At 61.7% G+C, this 15,910-nt stretch carries 19 protein-coding genes; 13 read left to right on the plus strand and 6 right to left on the minus strand.

The window, feature by feature from the left end:
* Positions 1-77: 77 nt before the first annotated feature.
* Together L981_RS33325 and L981_RS33925 are read right to left on the minus strand one after the other, a co-directional pair.
* A complete protein-coding gene (locus tag L981_RS33325; protein ID WP_052201855.1) occupies positions 78-446 on the minus strand; it encodes a tetratricopeptide repeat protein in 369 nt (122 codons plus the stop codon).
* A 301-nt stretch (positions 447-747) separates the two neighbouring features.
* On the minus strand, positions 748-1,083 hold the full coding sequence (locus L981_RS33925) for an SEL1-like repeat protein (protein ID WP_082006074.1): 336 nt from the start codon (positions 1,081-1,083) through the stop codon (positions 748-750).
* A gap of 410 nt (positions 1,084-1,493) precedes the next feature.
* On the opposite strand from L981_RS33925, the gene L981_RS33930 reads away from it, so the two are divergent.
* The 9 genes from L981_RS33930 to L981_RS18140 all read left to right on the plus strand — a co-directional run bounded on the left by L981_RS33930 (position 1,494) and on the right by L981_RS18140 (position 11,131).
* Complete coding sequence (locus tag L981_RS33930; protein ID WP_156134139.1) at positions 1,494-1,883, plus strand: hypothetical protein; 390 nt, start codon at positions 1,494-1,496, stop codon at positions 1,881-1,883.
* Complete coding sequence (locus L981_RS18100; protein WP_043619260.1) at positions 1,768-3,207, plus strand: terminase large subunit domain-containing protein; 1,440 nt, start codon at positions 1,768-1,770, stop codon at positions 3,205-3,207. Before L981_RS33930 ends, L981_RS18100 begins: the two co-directional genes overlap by 116 nt.
* 171 nt (positions 3,208-3,378) lie before the next feature.
* A complete protein-coding gene (locus L981_RS18105; RefSeq protein ID WP_156134140.1) occupies positions 3,379-4,551 on the plus strand; it encodes a hypothetical protein in 1,173 nt (390 codons plus the stop codon).
* Between the two features lie 125 nt (positions 4,552-4,676).
* Positions 4,677-6,734 (plus strand): hypothetical protein, encoded by a 2,058-nt coding sequence (locus L981_RS18110; protein WP_043619274.1) that lies wholly within the window; start codon positions 4,677-4,679, stop codon positions 6,732-6,734.
* Entirely contained in the window at positions 6,731-7,390 is a 660-nt protein-coding gene (locus tag L981_RS18115) for a hypothetical protein (RefSeq protein ID WP_245281657.1), read from the plus strand. The genes L981_RS18110 and L981_RS18115 overlap by 4 nt, the downstream gene beginning before the upstream one ends.
* A gap of 55 nt (positions 7,391-7,445) precedes the next feature.
* Positions 7,446-7,943, plus strand: a complete 498-nt coding sequence (locus L981_RS33330; RefSeq protein ID WP_156134141.1) for a hypothetical protein — start codon at positions 7,446-7,448, stop codon at positions 7,941-7,943.
* Positions 7,944-8,304: 361 nt separating this feature from the next.
* A complete protein-coding gene (locus L981_RS18130) occupies positions 8,305-9,459 on the plus strand; it encodes an amidohydrolase (RefSeq protein ID WP_043619280.1) in 1,155 nt (384 codons plus the stop codon).
* Positions 9,460-9,762: 303 nt separating this feature from the next.
* On the plus strand, positions 9,763-10,743 hold the full coding sequence (locus L981_RS18135; RefSeq protein ID WP_156134142.1) for a hypothetical protein: 981 nt from the start codon (positions 9,763-9,765) through the stop codon (positions 10,741-10,743).
* Positions 10,744-10,846: 103 nt separating this feature from the next.
* The gene (locus tag L981_RS18140; RefSeq protein ID WP_043619283.1) at positions 10,847-11,131 is read left to right on the plus strand and encodes a hypothetical protein; all 285 of its coding nucleotides are present in this window, start codon (positions 10,847-10,849) and stop codon (positions 11,129-11,131) included.
* A 337-nt stretch (positions 11,132-11,468) separates the two neighbouring features.
* Here L981_RS18140 and L981_RS18145 read toward each other — a convergent pair whose 3' ends face one another.
* From L981_RS18145 to L981_RS18155, 3 genes are all read right to left on the minus strand, one after another.
* Entirely contained in the window at positions 11,469-11,675 is a 207-nt protein-coding gene (locus L981_RS18145; RefSeq protein WP_043619286.1) for a hypothetical protein, read from the minus strand.
* A gap of 71 nt (positions 11,676-11,746) precedes the next feature.
* Positions 11,747-11,953, minus strand: coding sequence for a hypothetical protein (locus L981_RS18150; protein WP_043619288.1), 207 nt, complete (start codon positions 11,951-11,953; stop codon positions 11,747-11,749).
* 188 nt (positions 11,954-12,141) lie between these two features.
* Positions 12,142-12,363 (minus strand): hypothetical protein, encoded by a 222-nt coding sequence (locus tag L981_RS18155; RefSeq protein ID WP_043619291.1) that lies wholly within the window; start codon positions 12,361-12,363, stop codon positions 12,142-12,144.
* A gap of 470 nt (positions 12,364-12,833) precedes the next feature.
* Here L981_RS18155 and L981_RS33335 point away from each other — a divergent pair, with 470 nt between their 5' ends.
* On the plus strand, positions 12,834-13,100 hold the full coding sequence (locus tag L981_RS33335; protein ID WP_052201857.1) for a hypothetical protein: 267 nt from the start codon (positions 12,834-12,836) through the stop codon (positions 13,098-13,100).
* A 13-nt stretch (positions 13,101-13,113) separates the two neighbouring features.
* On the opposite strand, the gene L981_RS18165 is transcribed toward L981_RS33335, so the two are convergent.
* Positions 13,114-13,524, minus strand: a complete 411-nt coding sequence (locus L981_RS18165) for a hypothetical protein (RefSeq protein WP_043619296.1) — start codon at positions 13,522-13,524, stop codon at positions 13,114-13,116.
* A 257-nt stretch (positions 13,525-13,781) separates the two neighbouring features.
* Here L981_RS18165 and L981_RS18170 point away from each other — a divergent pair, with 257 nt between their 5' ends.
* The 3 genes from L981_RS18170 to L981_RS18180 form a co-directional block, all read left to right on the plus strand.
* Positions 13,782-14,018, plus strand: coding sequence for a hypothetical protein (locus L981_RS18170; protein WP_043619298.1), 237 nt, complete (start codon positions 13,782-13,784; stop codon positions 14,016-14,018).
* Positions 14,019-14,097: 79 nt separating this feature from the next.
* Positions 14,098-15,051, plus strand: coding sequence for a hypothetical protein (locus L981_RS18175; RefSeq protein WP_043619301.1), 954 nt, complete (start codon positions 14,098-14,100; stop codon positions 15,049-15,051).
* 186 nt (positions 15,052-15,237) lie between these two features.
* The coding region (locus L981_RS18180) for a DUF5309 family protein (RefSeq protein WP_043619303.1) at positions 15,238-15,910 on the plus strand (673 nt) is incomplete at its 3' end.

Below are 15,910 nucleotides of genomic sequence, written 5' to 3' on the forward strand. Positions count from 1 at the left end.
TCTTCAAAACATAGATAAACAGTTAGTTTGCTCGGGATTTGAAGGGGATAGCTCTTGAGCGCTGGCTGCGCTCGTTATTAGGCTTCCTGCTTGGCGATCTTGCCGGAGACGGCGGCGCCGGACTCATGTCGGGGGCGGGGCTGGCCGATGCTGCGCAGCCAGCGCGAGGCTTCCTTCGGATCGCGCTCGACGCCAAGGCCTCTCTGATAGATGGTCACGAGGCGGGCCTGGGCAGCCGGATGACCCTGGCGGGCGGCCTGGCGGTTCCAATGAAGCGAAGCGGCATAGTGTTCCGCGCCGCCATCATTGAAATAGATTTCGGCGAGTTTCGCCTGGGCGTCGACATTTCCTGACGTCGCCAGTTCAAGCAACCTGGGCGAGATATTCGTTGCGGACGGCCGCGGGGTGAAAATGGTCTTCAACTTGCTGAACGTGTTGCGGATCATCTGGCACCTGTTGCATTCATTGCATGGTTCCCGCGGCTGGACTGCTAGGCCGAACAATTACTCAAAATCTTGAACTAATTTGGCTTTTCCCTGGCCACTGCCGGTGAGGCAGGGGCGCTTGCGATGCATTGCGCCAGAAGCACCCGATGTGGAGCAACCCGGTGAGCGGTATTGATGACCGAATGCAACCTGAAGTCAAGGTTGCAAGCGTGACATCCGGCGTGACACACGCATTTTCCTGTGATCGGCTGTCACGCCTGCCGCGCGCGAGGCGGGGGCGCTGCGATCGAAGTGCCGCCCGTCAATCCCGCTTCATCTGACGCTCGAGCCGCTCTATGAGCGCCAGTTTTTGTTCGTCGGTCAACTTGTTCAGGACCGACCGGTAATAGGGATCGACGAGTTCCAATTGTTGCGGATCGCCTCGGGCATTGAGATGGGAGAGCGACGCCCAATAGGCCGCTTCCGACAGATCAGCCTTCACGACGGTACCTCCTACATAGGCTGCGGCGACCATCAATTGTGCGCCGCGGTGATTTTGACGGGCAGCACTATACCACCAGCGAAACGCTTTCTCGGGGTCGCGCTCCACGCCGAGCCCCTCGTGATAGATCGTTGCCAGCCGGCCCTGAGCGCCGATGTGTCCCGCCTGGGCCGCGAGCCCGTTCCATTGGAAACTGGCGGCATAATGTTCCTCGTGGTCGTCAAACTAATGTTCGCCGAGCGCCGCCTGGGCATCGACATCACCCGCTTGGGCAAGCTCGAACAGCCGCGGCGACACGATGGTGTTACCCGCAGACATCGGCGTTCCCGACTTGGCCGCCAAGACCTTCGCAGATGTCGGCTCGCCGACTTCGGCCAGGGGCGGAGCCGACCTTTCGAACATGCCATGCAGTTTCGTCCACAAACGCCGGATCACCTGTGATTGTCTCCCAATACCGCTACCGGAACGGTGGTCGGTATTGATGGCAAAATGCAACTTTTGGTCAAGTGGCGGCCGATCCAACATGCGCAGGAGGAGCAATCGCCTCGTGCCCTGGAGCAAATCCCATGACAGAGAAACCCGCCAAGGACCCGAAGACGGGGCGCTTTCTGCCGCGCTCCGGAGGCGGTGGGGCAGTTCCCCGGGCGCGCACGCGCAAGGCGGTGCGCACCAAGCTCGGCGAACTCTTTCTCGAGGACATGCTTTCGGCCTGGGAAGCCAGAGGTGCGGCTGCGATCCACGCGCTGATCGAGAAGAACCCGAATGATTTCCTGAAGACGATCGCGGCGTTGATGCCGAAAGACGTGACCATCAATGCCAACCAGATCGGCGAGATGACGGATGAGCAACTTCTCGAGCGGATCCGCAAGCTCGACCAGACCATCAAGCCTTTCCTCGCTTCTCAGGGAGCGGATGGAACTGGCGATGGAGATCGGGCGGCGGCAGAACACGAATAGGCTCTCCTACTATCAGCCTTATGCGAAGCAGACGGAATTTCACGCGGCGGGTGCAACCTTTCGCGAGCGGCTGTTCATGGCCGGAAACCAGCTCGGCAAGACGCTGGCGGGCGCTGCCGAGGCAGCGATGCACCTGACCGGAGACTATCCTCATTGGTGGGCGGGCCGACGGTTCGACCGGCCGATCACGATGATCGGCGGCTCGGAATCGCACGAGTTGACGCGCGATGGCGTGCAGCGGCTGCTCGTCGGCCCGCCAATGAGCGAGGAGGACTGGGGCACCGGCTATCTGCCGAAAGCGGCTCTTGCCGGCTGGACCCGACGCTCCAGCGCTTCCGGCGCGCTCGACAGCGTGACGGTGCGGCATGCGAGCGGCGGTACTTCGACACTGCTTCTGAAAGCCTACGAGCAGGGGCGGGCGAAGTGGCAGGCCAACACGGTGGATTATGTCTGGTTCGACGAGGAGCCGCCGGAAGACGTCTATTTCGAGGGCATCACCCGCACCAATGCGACCGGCGGATCGGTCGCCGTGACCTTCACGCCGCTGAAAGGCATGAGCTCGGTCGTCAGCCGCTATCTGCTGGAACCTTCAGACGACCGGACGGTGGTGTCGATGACGATCGACGATGCCGAGCACTATACGACCGAGGAGCGCGCGAAAATCGTCGCGAGCTATCCGGCGCATGAGAAGGAAGCGCGTACCAAGGGTGTGCCGACGCTCGGTTCGGGCCGGATTTTTCCGGTGACGGAGGAGCAGATCCGGGTCGAGCCCTTCGAGATCCCGCGACACTGGGTGCAGATCGGCGGGCTCGATTTCGGCTGGGACCACCCGTTTGCGGCCGCGCTCTGCGCCTGGGACCGGGATGCCGATGTCTTTTATGTGACCCGCTGCTACCGCGAGCGCGAGGCGACGCCGATCATCCATGCGGCGAGCCTCAAGCCTTGGGGGCCCTGGCTGCCCTGGGCCTGGCCGCATGACGGCCTGCAGCACGACAAGGGCTCGGGCGAGCAGCTTGCCGCGCAATATCGCGGGCAGGGGCTCGTGATGCTTCCCGAGCGCGCAACCTTCGACGACGGCACCAACGGTGTCGAGGCGGGGGTGCTGGACATGCTGCAGCGCATGCAGACCGGGCGCTTCAAGGTGTTTTCCACCTGCGGCGACTGGTTCGAGGAATTCAGGCTCTACCACCGCAAGGACGGCCGGATCGTCAAGGAACGCGACGACGTGATTTCGGCCAGCCGCTACGCGCTGATGATGAAACGCCATGCCCGGGTGAAGGCGGATAGCACCGCCTGGGCTTTTATCGATCGGAAGGTTCTCTAGCGGCGGCGGTGGACCCGCGCGCCGGCGAAGCGGTCACGCCCTTCCACGCTACCCTTTAAGGCTGGGCCGCCAGCCTGCCAGTCAACGAAATCCATCAGCCCTTCAGGAGCCTGCTGCTTCCACGACTGCGGACCGGGCCCGATGCTTCAATTTCAACGGTAGGAGAAATCAATGGTTACCAGCGTTGTTACCACGTCGGGAAACACGACATGCATGGATTTCAGCACGAACCAATGGCACGGCTATGTCGGCGGTAACACGCCCTATGGCCTGTGGGTGGACGGCCCCTTGCATCCGTGGCGAGACGCCAACGGAACGGCGACGTTCATTACCGGCCATTCCGAAGGCTACCGCTACAATGTCGTCAGTGACTGGCATAACGGCCACACCTGGACCAACTGGAATGCGGGCCGGCACTGGAACTCGCCACGCGACACCGTTGAAGGACACTATGCCAACCGTCACTGGATTGTGTCGCCCTTTGCGCGTGGCTCGCTGGTGGTTGGCCTGACGCATCACGAGTTCTACCAGTCGTCGACGACGATTGGCGGGGTGAAGGGCTTCAACTCCCACGCTCATGGGTTCAATACACGCTGGGTCAACGGCATCGGCTATGTGCGCTCGACCAATGACGGTCAGGCCTGGACAGTCCCGAACCCCGGCGACTACGGCCAGAACCATCACAATGTACGCTGCGTGCTGATCCCGGAACCGTGGTCCTATCAGTCCATCGACACGGCCTATGGCTTCCTGCATCCGTCGAACATCGTGCAGGAGGGCAATTACTATTATGCCTTCATCGAGGTTCGCAATCTGCCGGGCAACACGACGCTGCTCGACAACGGCTTCACCATTATCCGCACGTCGAACCTCGACGCTTCGGTCGGCTGGCAGTTCTATAACAATGCCAACCAGTGGGAGACGGTGAACCACCTATACTATCAGGGCAACATCGCACCGCAGCAGCCGAAGATCTTCTTCAAGGTGCCGGGCTACAACCCCTATGTCATGCATGACCAGAACGGGCGTATGGCGCAGAGCGTCCGCTATCACGTTCCCACGCAGAAATGGGTTCTGTTCGGCTACACCGGCCTGCAGGCGCCCGGCTTCTGCTACTGCGTGTCGGACACGCTGGCCAATCCGCAGTTCGAGGCGAACGGGCGCCGAATGGTGAGCCTTGCCGGCGGCGGCGCCATGAACGAGTACCACAGCAATCATTACATCAGCGTGTTCGATCCGAACTCCCCGGACCAGAACTACAAGACGATCCTCGGCAACAGTGCGGTGGTCATCACTGCCGATGAGGGCGTGCGGTACAAGATCGGCACGATCCAGATCAGCTGATTTCACAAGCAAAACAACGCGATGACGCTCTTTCTGTCAGCGGCTACGCGCTGACAATGAAACGCTCTGCCCGGGTGACGGCTGACGAAGCCGCCCGGGCCTTTACCGATCGGAAGGTTCTCTAGATGGCTGCGATGACGAAAACGGAACTGACTGAGGTGGTGAGCCAGCTCGTCAGGGATTGCGAGGACTATCGCGACCAGCTTTCGGCGGTGCGGGTCCGGGCGATGGAATATTATGACGGGGTGATGTCCGACGTGCCGGCGGAGGCGAACCGCTCCAAGGTGGTTTCGCGCGATGTGCGCGCGGCGGTGAAGAAGGTGCTGCCTTCGCTGATCCGCACCGTGCTCGGCAATGACAAGGTGGTGGAATACCAGCCGGTCAACCAGGGCGACGAGGCGGGGGCCGAGCAGGCGACCGACTACATCAACTACATCGTCTTTCCCGAAAGCGACGGTTATGACGCGGTGCAGGATGCAGCGCACGACGCGCTGAAGCTCGGCAACGGCGTGATCCGCTGGTGGTACGAGAAGAGAAAGAGCGTCGACGTCTCGACCCATAGCGGGCTCGACGAACAGGCGCTGGTGCAGCTCATTGCCGACGACACGGTGGAGGTGCTGGAGCAGGCGCAATCGGTCGAACGGATCGAGCTGCCGACGGGGCCGGTGGAGCAGCCGGTGTTCACCGTCAAGATCCGCCGCACGGCCGAGCGCGGGGCGACAAGGCTTGCCGCGGTGCCGCTCGAAGAGTTTCTCGTGCATCCGGATGCGATCTCGATCGACGACAGCCCGATTGCCGGGATCAAGCGGCGGATGCGCCGCTCCGATCTCATTGCCATGGGCTACGACCGCGACTTGGTCGAAGGCTTTGCCATTGCCGGCGATACCGATGGCGAGGACGAGGAATTTGCCCGCAGGCGCGGCGTCTTCGGCGACGGCGAGGAGACGGCGACGGCGCTGCAGGAGGTCGACTACTACGAGCTCTATGTGAAGGTGGATGCCGACGACGACGGCATTGCCGAGCTGCGCCGCCTGGTCTTTGCCGGCGGCACGGGGGCCGACAATCTGCTTGAAGATGCGGAATGGGACGAGGTGCCCTTTGCCGATCTCATCACCGAGCGGCGGCCGCACCAGCGCGAGGGCAACGCGATCACCGACGACATGGCGGAGATCCAGCGCGTGAAGACCGTGCTTCTGCGCCAGACGCTCGACAATCTCTACTGGCAGAACAACCAGCAGCCGATCGTGCAGGAAGGGGTGATCCAGAACCCGGAATCGGTGCTGAACCCGAAGTTCGGCCAGCCGATCCGCGTCGGCCAGGGCGTCGATGTGCGCGGCGCCGTCGGCTATACCGCGGTGCCGTTCGTGGCGCGCGAGTCCTTCTCCATGCTCGGCTATCTCGACCAGGAGGCGACCGACCGCACCGGTATTTCCGACGCTTCGAGCGGCATGGCGCCGGATGCGCTGCAGAACATGACGGCCAAGGCGACGGCGCTCGTCGAACAGGCAGGCATCGGCCAGACGGAGCTGATGGTGCGCACCTTTGCGCAAGGGCTGAGACGCGTGTTCAAGGGGCTGCTTGGCCTCACCATCAAGCACCAGGACCGGCCGCGGGCAGTGCGCCTGCGCGGCAAATGGGTGACCTTCGACCCGCGCCACTGGAACGCCGGCATGGATGCGACCGTCAACACCGGGCTCGGTGCGGGTACGCGCGAGCGCGACATGCTGATGATCCAGATGATCCAGCAATTGCAGGAGAAGCTGCTGACGACGCTTGGGCCGGACAATCCTTATGTCTCGCCCGACAACCTCTACAACGGCATTGCCAAGACGGTGGAGGCGGCGGGGCTGAAATCGCCCGACCTCTACTTCACCAAGCCGACGCCCGAGGACATCCAGAAGCGGATGCAGGCGGCGCAGCCGCAGCAACAGCCTGACGTGGGCATGCAGCAGCTGCAGATGCAGATGCAACTGGCAAACGAGAAGGCGCGCATGGACGGCGAAAACGCCAGGCGCAAGCTCGAGATGGAGCGCGAGCTGAAGTTTGCGGAAATCCAGCAGAACGGCGCGCTCAAACGCTACCAGATCGACGCCGAGCTCAACCTGAAACGCGAACAGAACCTGGCCGAAATGGCCGGCGGCACGGCGCTGACGACAGCGCATATTGGAGGGATGCCGGGATGATCAGAATGAACAAGCGGGCCACGCCGCTATCTAGGGGTGAGCCAGACGACGACCTGTACGATACCGGCGCGCGGTCGACGACGGCGCTCGAACTGCGCGATTTCGGCGAGGGGGCCAACAGTCGGTTGCCGAACCGGGGCAAGGAACATGGGCGCGACAAGGGTGTGGAGGTGGCTGCGACCTACGTCATGTCCAACACTAATCCAAGCGCCCTCGGCAACAATATGCACACTGGCGTTTTCATCGATGGCGACGACCCCGTTCTCTGGGATCCTGCCGGCGATTACACCAACAGAGAGATGGGCAGCGGGCGTGCTCTCTATGGACCTGAATTCTCGCCCGAAGATTACCTGCGGTATCAGTTGACCGACGGACCGGATGTGACAGTTCGCAAATTCAACACGACGCCCGAGCAGGAAGCGGAGATCAGGAAGAGGATCGACGATATTGGTGGAGGGGGATTTCTCACGTGTACGAAAAATGTGACCGAGGCGATAAGTGGTATCGGACCATTCGTTGAGGTCGACGAGACTTGGTGGCCAGCCAAGCTCGACAGTCAGTTGCGCAGTTTGAACAAGCACGTAGGCGAAGCTAAGGATGTTCAGAGCCTTCGGCATTTGCTGTCCAAGAGAAACCGCCTGGGCGCCAACAAGTAAAATGGCGATACAGCATTGCGCAATAAGGCGATGCCACCTCGCGTAGTGGACGTAGATGTGCCACAATCTGCTTCAAGACAAAGGCGATAAGCCCGCTAGAGTTTACGCCGACAAGATCGACACGTCACACTTCAGGTTTGCCATGCGCTACACGGCTGCAAATGCGACACGCGTTTTGTTGAACTATGGGGCCATGCTGACAACTGTTGCCTGGTTCTTCGGTCGCCATTTGGACTTGATCACAGCCATGCTGTTTTCGTCGCTGTACCTATTCGCCTTCGTACCGCTTCCGGCCCTGCATTTGTGGCAACGGCTTCTGTATATCGTCTTGGCAGCCGTCGTTTTGATGATCGTGCCGCTTGGATATTTCGTCGTTGTCGACGGCATGCACAGTGCCAATCTTCTTCGTGAAACAATTGAAATTGTCGTTATCTTTGGTCTTCTTGGACCCCAAACCTTCGTGTTTCTGCTGACCTACATCGTGCTCGATCTTCCCGTCAGAAAATTTTCCAAGGCACAGACAGTGGTGCCTGTGCGCGAGAGCACGATCTAGCAGTCGCCAACGCCGTAGCGCGCTCACCTGCATTGCCAAGACCGTGGAGGCGGCGGGGCTGACATCGCCCGACCTCTATTTCACCGAGCCGACGCGCGAGGACATCCAGCGGCGAATGCAGGCGGCCCGACCGCAGCAACAGCCTGACGTGGGCATGCAGCAACTGCAGATGCAGCTGGCGAACGAGAAAGCGAGCGCTGCAAGGTCTGCAGCGTCGACTGGAAGAGCTTCAAAGAGCTTCCGTTTATGACCGCATTATTTGTCCGGGCTGGCCGATTAATCCAGAACGCGTGATGGCGCGATTGGCGACACCCTTCGAGACCTGCTAAGAGCAGGGAAACTGGAATGCGGAGGGGCATGAATGTTTCTGATCGACCGTGAACTCGAGATACTGACAGCATTTCGGCGCGACCTGCATCGGCGACCGGAGGTTTCGGGCGAGGAGCGGGAGACGGCGGAAACGATCGTTGCCGCACTTGCCGAGACGAAGCCGGATGCGGTGATCACCGGCCTTGGCGGGCATGGGGTGGCGGCGGTCTACGAGGGACGCGAGCCGGGCCCGACGGTGATGGTGCGGGCCGAGCTCGACGGGTTGCCGATCGAGGAGATTTCCGAGATTGCGCACCGCTCTGAGATTGGGGGCAAAGGGCATCTCTGCGGCCATGACGGGCACATGACGATCCTGATGGCGCTTGCCAAGGGGTTGGAACAAAAGCGGCCGGCCAAGGGCCGGGCGATCCTGATGTTCCAGCCGGCAGAGGAAAACGGCGCCGGGGCGGCCGCCGTGCTTGCCGACCCGAAATTTGCTGACATCAAGCCGGACCTGGTCCTGTCGCTGCATAATTTTCCGGGCATCGGCCTCGGCCATGCCGCACTTCGCACCGGCCCGGTCAATTGCGCCTCGCGCGGCATGCGGATTTCGCGTTCGGGCAAGACTGCGCATGCCTCGACGCCGGAGGACGGCATCGCGCCGACCTTTGCCGTCGCGTCGCTGCTTTCCGGTCTGACGGCGCTCGGCAACAACGGGCCGCTTGATGAGACCTACACTCTGGTGACCGTGACGCATGCGCGGCTTGGTGAGGCGGCCTTCGGAATCAGCCCTGGCCATGCCGAGATCTGGGCGACGCTCAGGACGCTGACTGACGCGCGCATGACCGATCTCGTGGCCCGCGCCGAAGCGCTGGTTGCGAGCGAGGCGGAGTCGGCAGGGCTGAAGGTCACGATCGGCTACGAGGATGTGTTCCACCAGTGCAGCAATGCGGAAACCGCCGTCGCCGCGCTCGCGCGCGCCATGGACGAGGAGGGCGTCAGCCATGACCGCGGCGAGGGCGTGCTGCCGATGAAGGGGTCGGAGGATTTCGGGCTCTTCGGCCGGGTGGCGCCATCGGCAATGTTCTTCCTCGGCGCCGGCGAAAACCACGCGCGGCTGCACAATCCGGACTATGATTTTCCCGATGGCCTGATCGGCATCGGCGCCAAGGTTTTCATGCGGGCGATCCGCAACGAACTGGGGTGAGGGGCGGGCGGCCGAAGGTCGCTTGCGCGCCGCGGTCGTCATCCCGCCCGCCGGAACTGCTCTCGCTTGGGAGCCGCAGGCGGGTATGCCCCCTGCAAACGCCCGATTTCTCATTCACGTGCGCGCCCCGCATTCATGCGGCGCGCGTTTGCACCTTTCCTAGAAGTCCTTCCGTCCGTTTCGACGCATTAACCTGACGCCGACTGCGAAAGCGGTCCGATCTTGCGATCCAGTAGCGACTGGGCCGCGGGCGCAAACGCGTGTGGCCGAGAGGCGGGGGAAGCCAACCACCGGAGTAGATCGATGACGACCACGCGCAAAGCGGCACGACATGACCAAACCGCCAGGGCGGCCCCGAAAACAGCACGACTCCCGAGGCAAGCGACTGCCCTTGACATGAGCGCCTTCCGCTACCCGGATCGCCGCCAACCGGAAATCGTGGATGCCCAGCCTGCCGGCGCTCAAGCGGGACGTGCACACCTGTTCGCGCCGGCTGACCGCGAAATGGAGCAGCGGGCGCTTCAGAGTTTTCTCGCCCGCCGGGAGGCAGAGGCGGAAGCTGCAAGAGAGCAACAGGCGCGTGCGGCCGAGGAGGCTGAAAATCAGCGCATCAAAAAGCACCAGGATGAGTTCAACGCCGCCCCCTGGTACCAGAAGGCGGCGGTTGCCGCGCAAGACATCATGGGCATTACCACCGATTCCGCCACGTTCGGTGCGATGAAATATCCGGTTGCCGCGCTGGAGGCGGCGACCTCGGACGAAACCTACGACCAGCGACTGAAGGCCTATGACGACAATCTGCAAGCCGCTCGTGATCGTGCAGGATTCGCCGGAACGGCGGCTCAAGTCATCGGCGGAATCGCGACCGGGGCCGCGCTGGAAAAGTCTGGCTTGGCACTGGCGAGCAACCCCGTGGCCAAGAACATGGCGGGCCTGAAAGGCTACCTTGTTCGTGGCGGCAGGGGGGCTATCGATGGCGCGGTGCAGGGGGGTGCTGAAGCGGTATTTCGTGGAGAACCAATTGGCCGCGGAATTCTGACGGGGGCTGCTTCTGGTCTCGGTGGCAGCGTGACCAACGAACTCTTCTTTCCGGCAGCTAATCCGGTGGCTCGGCCCAACCATGATCCGCTTGATTTCATCGACCTGGCCAACGGCCTCGGCGGCGCCGGGGTCGGCGAAGCGGCGGGGCGGACCTACGATTCTGTGAACGATTATCTTGCCGACCGTCCGCGCAAGGCCAGTGCATACCCCAATCCGGGCTGGCAAAACCGCGAAAGATATTAGAGCATGCCGGCCTTCGCCCGCGAAGGGGGCAACGACCTCCGGTGCGTGAGCGAGAAGGCATTGCTCACCCGAAAGGCCAGGGCCACCGAAAAGGGAGTGACGCATGAGAGGCGTGATCTGCAGACTGGTCCTTTGTCTGGCGCTTGGCGTGGTTTGGGCACCCGTGGCACGATCGGCTGACGCAATTGAAGGCAAGACCGCTGCGGACGCCGGTGCGTCCGTGGCGCAGGACAGTATCGAGGCTTTCCTGAGGGCCAATCCGGATTGCCTGGAATTTACCGATCAATGCTCGCACTGCGCGGTCGTCAACGGTGTTGCCGAATGCTCGACGGCCGAGATCGCCTGCATCAGCCAAGAGAACCGATGCACCAGGCGGGCGGGCAAGTAGAGCGGCGCTAAAGCCCGGACTGCAGACAAGGGGCGCCGACTACGCCCGTTGCCATGCTCTTCGCGCAAACTTCAATACGGCGTGCACCGCCAAGCCGATCGGCACGGCGATGAGGAGAACGAGCGCCAACTGGACCAGAAACGATTGCTCCGGGAAGCTGTGTTCGACAAACCGTATGACTAGAAAGCCGATTGCCAAGTCGACCACCATTCGACGAGCTCAAGCTTCTTGGATTTTTCGGACACTGGGATTTCCTGTTGACGACGGATCGAGCGTGGACCTGACATGCAGAAGGTGACTACACGGTCCGCGCCGGGCGCGCAGTGACCGAACTCTGTTATTTGCGTCGCCAGTTTCTCCAACCGAAGACGAGGGCCGCATCGAGCGCAATGCCGACTGGCAAGATCACGGCGAGGCTGGCAGCCGCCCGGACCAAGAACGTCGATTCCGGCAGAGCGTGGTCGATGATCTTTGAAACCAACAGGACGAGGGCAACGCCGATCGCGACGCGGAAGAATTCAAATTTCTTGGATTTTTCGGGCATTGGATGACCTGAGGCTTCACGGTTCGATAAGCGGCAATTGCCCGTCGAAGGCGATTTGGTCCAGCGCGCCGCTAAAACCCTCTGGTGGCGGCAAGGTAAGCGATCAGGCACAGGACCCAGAATAGCGCGGCAAGAAATGTGCTCATACCGGAGCTGAGCAGGTAGCCGTCGTTTTCCTGGTGCTTCAGGCCCTGCCAATTGAAGCCCGTGCCTGCGGCATAGAGGTCTTCGACCTTTATCCTGCCGAAGCTGAGGAGCGGTACGAGGACGCGTGCCACACGATGCAGCAGAAAGCCGACGACGATGATATCGAGAATGTCGAGGACGATCCCAGCGATGGCGTCCAGGGCAACTCCGATTTTCTTTATGCTCCAAATCCCCTAACGGTAAAGCCAATGGCGGCGAGGCACAGGGCCCAGAAGCAGACGGCCACGATCTTTGCGGCGTCTGCACTCATCAACAGACGTCAATCCGTCGCACGCTTCAGGCCGAACCAACTAAATCCGGACTGATTGTCGTAGAAATCTTCGACCACAAGCCGGCCGAAACTGAAAAGGCGAACAATGAGGCGGGTGGTTCCATAAAGGAAAAACTCGGCAACCAGCCAACCGATGTTGTCCACCGTCAGCCAGAAGGCGCCATCGAGCGCGAGCATTTCGAACCATCGCTTCTTGCTTTGCTTTTCCATCGCGAGACCCTTCCGGAGAGATCTTTGAAGCCGCGTTACGCTGCCCGGTAAAGTGGCATTTAACTCGTATGCTCGCACGTTCGTAACTCGGAACAAAAGCAGAATCAATCCCGTTCACATTCGGCACGCTCCGCGAGGAGTAGCCAATGCAGACTGGCCGCGTCGCACGCGGGAGCGCACGCAATTCCTGGGCTGTAACGAACATTTCGAAAGGACAATGCCATGGAAGATTTCATTTTTCCGCGCCGTGCGAAACCCGGCTCCGGAGCTGTTGACAAGCGCAGTCTGCCAAGCCGCGGTGCGGGATATCTAAGCCCCGAGGATGCGAGGGCCTATGCCGACGACCTTTTGCGCAGCGCTCTTGAGGCCCGTCGGCATACACGGCAGAAGGGCTGCGGAAATCTCTGGGTAAGCTGTCTGAGCGTGGTGACGGTACCTACAGCGCCAGGCCACGGAAGGGCCTCAGTGGCATGCAGGGAAATCTTGAGGGCGTAAAGACCGAACTTAACACCCTGCAGTCCAAGGTCTCGAATGACGACGGGATGGCGACTCTGAAGGATATCGTTTCGTCGATCCAATCGATGCAGGAGCTGCTGGCCGAGCAGGAACACCAGGGCTTCTACGAGGATCCCTACAGGAACGAGCCGCAGCTTCGAAACGAGGACGACGCCCCCTGGAACAACCCGAAGCGGCAGCCCATTTCACTGAGGACAGCGCTCGACAAATGGAAGGAGTGAGCGGTCGTTCTGGCTATTTGAGGCTTTCGAGTGCGATGTAGAGTGTGCCGAGTTTCAGGCGGCCGGCGTCTGTCTTGTAGTAGAGCACTTCGGCGTGAGGGCGGATGCTTGCGACGGAGGTCTCGTAAGATCCGTCCGCGAAGAAGCAGCAGGGATTGTCGCCATCCCAGGACGACGCAACACGCAGGCGGTAGCTGCCGTAGCCCATGAAGAAGCGTAAGCCGATCTCATAATCGCCGACCGTGAGGGTGCAGACGCTTTCATCGCCGCACCAGTTCGTCGCGTGATCGAAGGTCTTGTCGTCCTTGAGCAGAAAGGCCTTGACGAGGTAGTGCGGCTCGCCCGATTGGCCGCTCGCCGAGGTGGGGGAGGTCACGGCGGCCAGAAGCAGGGCTGACAATCCCAGGCTCGATAATCTTCTCATGGGTTCCTCGTTCGATAGACGCGCGCGTCTGTGACTGGTGCCGGCCATCCGCTCCGCTCAGGCCGGGCAATCCGGACCAAGGCCTTTGATGCTGAAATGGCTGGGCAAGCATGTTCGTCTGATAATTGCGAATGTGACCCAGGGTGGCAGATTGCTCTGGTTCGCACAGCGGTAGCGCGGAACAAAAGCAGAATCAAGGCAGCGTTCGACGCAAAATTTCGATCGAAAGCGATCGCTCTCCAACTGAGGTCCACAGCATGAAACCAGAGGAACGGGCAGCGGCTGCGCGCGCCATTCTCGACGTGCCTTGTTTCGACGACATCATGAACGAGCTGGAATGGGCGGCGATCAATGGCTGCATCCATGCCGGCCTTACCGACGATGCCGGCCGGGCGGCCTATGCCGCCGAGGCCCGCGCCATCCGAAACTTCCGGGCCAAGCTCAAGTTCCTGACGGAACAAGCCAAGGCCGACGGCAAAGGCGCACCCGCCTGACGGGCAAGCGCTTTTACTGGGCATTCCTAGGCGGAAGCAACCGCGTGCGAATGTCCTTTTTACTCAAGAAGGTCACGCCATGACGAACGATAGTGCCAACCTGCCTTTTGGCGGGAGCAAAACCGTTGATCCCGCAACCGGGCTTGACGATGCCGACCTCGATTTCTGGGAGCCCGAAGACGACGAGGCCAACCTGGAGCAGGGAGAGCTGAACGAGTACGGAGCGGACGACATTCGCGGCGAAGGCCACGACGACCCGCAATATTCCGACGACGAGCCGAGCGAGCCTGACGAGGACGCGGCGGCCAACGACGACGCGGATTTTCTGGTCGTGCTCAAGGGCGGCGAGGAGGTGCCGTTTTCCGAGCTGAAGCTCGGTTACATGCGGGACCGCGACTATCGCCACAAGACGCAGGACATCGCCAATCGCGGGCGGGCGCTCGAAGGCATGGCAAGCCGGGTGGCGCAATCGGCCAATGCCTTTGCCAATCTCATTGCCAGCCAGATCCCGCCCGAGCCGCCGGAACATATGGCCGCCCTCGACCCGGACGGCTATCGCCGGCAATGGGCGCTGCACCAGGCGGGGCTCGACAGGATCGACGAGATCCTCTCGATTGCCGAGGCGCCGGCGACGGTGGTGGAGGCGCTGGCGGATGCGGCGAGCGACGAACAGCTCGAGGCGGAAAACGCCAAGCTGATCGAAGCCTTTCCCGAGATCGCCGATGGCGAGGGGCGGCTTTCCTTCTTCGCCGGCGCCTTCGACGTGGCCGAAGCGCTCGGCTTTTCGCAAGCTGAGGTGCGCGAGGTCACCGACCATCGCCTGTTCAAGCTCGCCCACTATGCCCGGCTCGGCCTTGCGGCCGAACAGGCCAAGAAACGGGCGATGAGCAAGCTGCAGAGGGCGGCAGCGCCAGTGGCGCGGCCAAGGCCGGCGGGCAAGGCCGGGCAGGCACCGGGGCGGAGCCGGGAAGCGATGAAGCGGCTCACAAAAAGCGGCTCGATCCGCGACGCGATGGGCGTCGACTTCGACTGATCCCCGTTAGGTCCTGCTGGAGATCCGTCACAAACAGAGTCCGGAAGCCGTTCCATCTCTTTGTTTTTGCTGATTTCTGGCGATCGCCTTCTGCCAAAAATCTCCTGTCAAAATCGATCTGGCAGTGCGCGCGTCCTTTCCGGCGCGGGCGGTGCCGACCTATCTCAATCAATCAAGGACACTAGCATGGCTGTCGTAGCAAACACCTTCACGACCTCGCAGGCCGTGGGCAACCGCGAGGAGCTCTCGGACGTCGTTTCCCGCATCACGCCCGAGGATACGCCGATCTATTCGCTGATCGAAAAGGGCAAGTGCACCACGCACCACCCGGAATGGGAGACGGACGAACTGGCCGCTCCCGGCGAAAACATCCGCCAGGAAGGCGACGAATACACCTTCGGCGCCATCATCGCACCGACGAGGCTTGGTAACTACACCCAGATCCTGCGCAAGGACTGGATCATCTCCGCCACCCAGGAGGTGGTGGCCGAAGCCGGCAACGTGCAGAAGCGCAAGTACCAGAAGCTGAAGAAGGGCGTGGAGATCCGCAAGGACCTCGAATATGCGATCGCCGACACCAATGCTTCGGTCGCGGGCGCCACGCGCGAATTCGGCTCGCTGCCGACCTGGCTGACGACCAACGTTTCGCGCGGGGCCGGCGGCGCCAATGGCGGCTACAACCCGACGACCGGTCTGACGGTGGCCCCGACCGACGGCACCCAGCGCCCCTTCACCAAGGCCATCCTCGACCAGGTGATGCAGACGGGCTACCAGAACGGCGCCAATTTCCGCCATGTCTCGGTCTCTCCCTACGTGAAATCGGTCTTCGTCACCTTCATGTCCGACGCCAACGTGGCGC

The organism is Ensifer sp. ZNC0028, from assembly GCF_000799055.1.
Classification (GTDB): domain Bacteria; phylum Pseudomonadota; class Alphaproteobacteria; order Rhizobiales; family Rhizobiaceae; genus Ensifer.

What these genes read in the sequence shown, in the direction of transcription:
- L981_RS33930 (WP_156134139.1), top strand. Translation starts at nt 1,494, where the DNA reads ATGACAGAGAAACCCGCCAAGGACCCGAAGACGGGGCGCTTTCTGCCG.
- L981_RS18135 (WP_156134142.1), top strand. Translation starts at nt 9,763, where the DNA reads ATGACGACCACGCGCAAAGCGGCACGACATGACCAAACCGCCAGGGCG.
- L981_RS18130 (WP_043619280.1), top strand. Translation starts at nt 8,305, where the DNA reads ATGTTTCTGATCGACCGTGAACTCGAGATACTGACAGCATTTCGGCGC.
- L981_RS18115 (WP_245281657.1), top strand. Translation starts at nt 6,731, where the DNA reads ATGATCAGAATGAACAAGCGGGCCACGCCGCTATCTAGGGGTGAGCCA.
- L981_RS18100 (WP_043619260.1), top strand. Translation starts at nt 1,768, where the DNA reads ATGAGCAACTTCTCGAGCGGATCCGCAAGCTCGACCAGACCATCAAGC.
- L981_RS18175 (WP_043619301.1), top strand. Translation starts at nt 14,098, where the DNA reads ATGACGAACGATAGTGCCAACCTGCCTTTTGGCGGGAGCAAAACCGTT.
- L981_RS33325 (WP_052201855.1), bottom strand. Translation starts at nt 446, where the DNA reads ATGATCCGCAACACGTTCAGCAAGTTGAAGACCATTTTCACCCCGCGG.
- L981_RS18155 (WP_043619291.1), bottom strand. Translation starts at nt 12,363, where the DNA reads ATGGAAAAGCAAAGCAAGAAGCGATGGTTCGAAATGCTCGCGCTCGAT.
- L981_RS18110 (WP_043619274.1), top strand. Translation starts at nt 4,677, where the DNA reads ATGGCTGCGATGACGAAAACGGAACTGACTGAGGTGGTGAGCCAGCTC.
- L981_RS18105 (WP_156134140.1), top strand. Translation starts at nt 3,379, where the DNA reads ATGGTTACCAGCGTTGTTACCACGTCGGGAAACACGACATGCATGGAT.
- L981_RS33330 (WP_156134141.1), top strand. Translation starts at nt 7,446, where the DNA reads ATGTGCCACAATCTGCTTCAAGACAAAGGCGATAAGCCCGCTAGAGTT.
- L981_RS33335 (WP_052201857.1), top strand. Translation starts at nt 12,834, where the DNA reads ATGCAGGGAAATCTTGAGGGCGTAAAGACCGAACTTAACACCCTGCAG.
- L981_RS18170 (WP_043619298.1), top strand. Translation starts at nt 13,782, where the DNA reads ATGAAACCAGAGGAACGGGCAGCGGCTGCGCGCGCCATTCTCGACGTG.
- L981_RS18140 (WP_043619283.1), top strand. Translation starts at nt 10,847, where the DNA reads ATGAGAGGCGTGATCTGCAGACTGGTCCTTTGTCTGGCGCTTGGCGTG.
- L981_RS18165 (WP_043619296.1), bottom strand. Translation starts at nt 13,524, where the DNA reads ATGAGAAGATTATCGAGCCTGGGATTGTCAGCCCTGCTTCTGGCCGCC.
- L981_RS18145 (WP_043619286.1), bottom strand. Translation starts at nt 11,675, where the DNA reads ATGCCCGAAAAATCCAAGAAATTTGAATTCTTCCGCGTCGCGATCGGC.